Annotated in this window: 4 protein-coding genes and 1 pseudogene; all 5 read right to left on the reverse strand. The window is 64.9% G+C overall.

All coding sequences use genetic code 11. The features are described 5' to 3' along the window. A pseudogene (locus tag AHiyo1_RS00110) lies at positions 1 to 248 on the reverse strand (MFS transporter); the annotation flags it as partial. Between the two features lie 25 nt (positions 249 to 273). Then, on the reverse strand, positions 274 to 885 hold the full coding sequence (locus AHiyo1_RS00115; protein WP_172465448.1) for a cation transporter: 612 nt from the start codon (positions 883 to 885) through the stop codon (positions 274 to 276). A gap of 24 nt (positions 886 to 909) precedes the next feature. Continuing rightward, entirely contained in the window at positions 910 to 1,524 is a 615-nt protein-coding gene (locus AHiyo1_RS00120; protein WP_059387209.1) for a cation transporter, read from the reverse strand. After that, positions 1,524 to 2,477, reverse strand: coding sequence for a cation diffusion facilitator family transporter (locus tag AHiyo1_RS00125; protein ID WP_059387210.1), 954 nt, complete (start codon positions 2,475 to 2,477; stop codon positions 1,524 to 1,526). Before AHiyo1_RS00125 ends, AHiyo1_RS00120 begins: the two co-directional genes overlap by 1 nt. 61 nt (positions 2,478 to 2,538) lie before the next feature. Beyond that, entirely contained in the window at positions 2,539 to 2,886 is a 348-nt protein-coding gene (locus AHiyo1_RS00130) for an ArsR/SmtB family transcription factor (protein WP_340639261.1), read from the reverse strand. Between the last annotated feature and the right edge of the window lie 164 nt (positions 2,887 to 3,050).

Raw genomic sequence — 3,050 nt, forward strand, 5'->3', positions numbered from 1 at the left:
CCCCCGACGATGACCGGCTTGGGCCCAATCCGGTCACTGAGGACACCAAAGACGGGTTTGAGAAACACCTCGGCCAGGTCGTAAACGGCCAGCAGGATGCCCAGGTTCAGCAGGCTCAGGCCGATGTTCCCGCTCTGGGCTCCCATTCCTGCGGCGATGCTGTGGGCGCCGAAAGCGGTCACGAATCCCGCTGCATAGAGAGGAAGGGTGGGCCCGTGGATTGTCCCGGCCGGGCTGGTGCGGCTCACTGGTGCACCCGGTAGACAAGGTGATTCACGGGGTGCCCTTGTGTTTGAGGGCGTGCCGGGCCTCAACTGCGGCGTAGTAGATGATCACGACCCCAGCCAGGGGATCGGCCCACCACCAGCCGAAAAGGGCATTCAACGCGAGCCCGGCCAGCACCGCGCCGGCCAGGTAGGCGTCCACGAGGGTCACCTTTCCTTCCGCGCGGAGTACGGGATTGCCCAAGCGCTGCCCGGTGCGGATCTTGCCCCACGCCAGGGCAAGCATCACCACGAAGGTCAGGGCCGTCCAGACGATGCCCAGACCCGAGGTTGCGGGGCGAAGGCCGGTGGCAAACACAACGGCCACCTGGATGAGCAGGTAAGCGCCCAGAATGGTAAAGGCGATCCCGATCAGGCGCATCGCGGGGGCTTCGCGCTCTTTGTGGGCACCCTTGAGCTGCCACACCACCACGATCGAAGCGAAGATCTCGATCAGGGAATCCAGGCCGAAACCGGCCAGTGCCGGGGAGCCGGCTTGGATGGCGGCGGCTGCCAGGACGCCGAGGCCCACCACGTTCCAGCCCAGGGTCGCGTATTCAAGCCGCAAACCGCGGCGCAACAAGAGTTTGCGGACTTCGCTTGTGTCGTTAATGCTGGCCATGGGTGTCCTTTGTCTTGGGGCGCGCTAGCAGCAGTCTTCACCCTTCCACGCTTCGCGGCCTTCTTTGACGGCGACGGCGGCGATGATGAGGCCAATGACGGGGTCAAGCCACCACGCGGCGAAGAGCGCATTGCCGGCCAGTCCGATCAGGACAGCGGCGGCCGTGGCGGCACAGAGCAGGTTCTGGGTTCCTTCACCGGCAGTGGCCCCGGAGTCTAGCCTGGCACCGAGGCGCTGCTTGGCGACGCCGAGGACAGGCATGATGACCAGGCTCGCCGCCGTGAGCACGATGCCCAGGACGCTGTTCTCGGCCCGGTGTCCCGTGGCCAGATCGATGATCGACTGGATTCCGATGTACGGCGCCAGGAGCCAGAAACTGATGGCGACGGCCTTTTGTGCTCGCTCTTCGGCAGATTCGGACAGGGTGCGGGAGCCGGTGAACCGCCAGATCACGATGATGCTCGCCAGGCCCTCGACGGCGGAGCTGAGCGCCCAGCCGATCAGTGACACGGAGCCTGCCGTACCGCCAGCAAGCAGTCCGAGGGCTCCCTCCAGGACCATCCAAGCCAGGCTGAACCAAGACAGCAGCCGGACGGTACGGGCGTCCTTGATCCAGGCGGCTTCCCGGACTGTTGTCATCAGTGGGTTCCGGTTTCGTGCACGGCGTGGCCGGCGGGTTCGAGCTGGAAGGTGGAGTGTTCGACGTCGAAATGGCCGGTCAAGCAGCTCTGCAGCTGGTCAAGGATAAGCGGAGCGTGTCCATCGTGGAAGCAGCTCTCGTCCAGGACGACGTGCGCGGAGAGGGCAGGAAGGTCGGAGGTGACCGTCCAGACGTGCAGGTCGTGGACGTCGTGCACGTGCCCGGTTTCGAGGAGGTGCGCCCTGACCTGGTCCAGGTCGACACCTTCGGGTGCGCCTTCCAGGAGGATCCTCCCGGAGTCCCGCAGCAGTCCCCATGCGGCGTGCAGCATCAGGGCCACCACAATGAGGGAGGCGATCGCGTCCGCACGGGTAAAACCGGTGGTCAGGACGACGAGCCCGGCGACCGCCGTCGCAATGAATCCGTAGAGGTCGGTCAGGATGTGCTGGAAGGATCCTTCAACGTTCAGGCTGGACCGGTTGGCTTTGGCCAGCACCCACACCGCCACGAGGTTCACGATGATGCCGAAGATCGCGACGATGAGGACAGGGCCGCCCTCAACCGGTGGCGGATCAAGGAGGCGGTGGATTGCCTCCACGGCCACGAGGGCGCTGATGACCAGCAAGGTGATTCCGTTGGCGGCCGCGGAGAGGATTTCGGCACGCTTGAATCCGAACGTCCAGATTCCCCGCGCCGGACGGGCCGCGAGGTTGATCGCCCACAGGGAGGCGGCGATCGCCCCGGCGTCGGTGAGCATGTGCCCGGCGTCCGAAAGCAGCGCAAGCGAGCCGGAAAGGATGGCGACAATCACCTCGACGATCATGAACCCGACAATCAGCGCCAACGCGATCACCAGATAGCGCCGGTCCGCGTTCGCTGCTATCGCGTGGCTGTGGCTGTGGCTGTGGTGCTTGGCTGGGTTGCCCGCCGTGTCATGGTGGTGGTTGCTCATTGGCCGCTGTCCTTCTTGGCCGTGCGCTCGGGATGAACGGCGACGGTATGTCCTGTGTGGGTCAGGCCCAAGTCCAGCAGCATCCGCACGTGGGCATCATCCAGACGGTAGTAGCCATCCGGCCGCGCCTCGAAACGGAAACCACCCGGTGGGCGCGCAGAAGCCGCAACGCATGGCTGACTGCACTCTCGCTCATCGCCGTCGTCGCCGCGAGGTCGCATACGCACAGCTCGCCGCCCTCCAACAGGGACGTCAGCAACCGCAAGCGTCCCGGATCGCCCAGCAATGAGAACACGTCCGCCAGCTCGGCAATGTCGTGATCCGAGGGCAGGGCCGCCCGGACGAGTTCGACCTTGTCCGGGTCGACAAGTTTCACACCGCATTCATCGACGGCTTCACGAACAGCCACGGGGCCTCCAACATCTGAACAGGTATTCAGATGTCAGTATAGAGGACACGGTCCATAGCCGGAGGCTGCCAGTGGGGAACTTCGCAACAGTGATCCCGTTTACGGCGCTAGCGGGTTGGGCTTGCCTTCTTAGCGCGAACTGGCAGCAAATGCCCTCGGGGAGC

The organism is Arthrobacter sp. Hiyo1 (assembly GCF_001263615.2).
Taxonomy (GTDB): Bacteria; Actinomycetota; Actinomycetes; order Actinomycetales; family Micrococcaceae; genus Arthrobacter.

What these genes read in the sequence shown, in the direction of transcription:
- AHiyo1_RS00125 (WP_059387210.1), bottom strand. Translation starts at nt 2,477, where the DNA reads ATGAGCAACCACCACCATGACACGGCGGGCAACCCAGCCAAGCACCAC.
- AHiyo1_RS00115 (WP_172465448.1), bottom strand. Translation starts at nt 885, where the DNA reads ATGGCCAGCATTAACGACACAAGCGAAGTCCGCAAACTCTTGTTGCGC.
- AHiyo1_RS00120 (WP_059387209.1), bottom strand. Translation starts at nt 1,524, where the DNA reads ATGACAACAGTCCGGGAAGCCGCCTGGATCAAGGACGCCCGTACCGTC.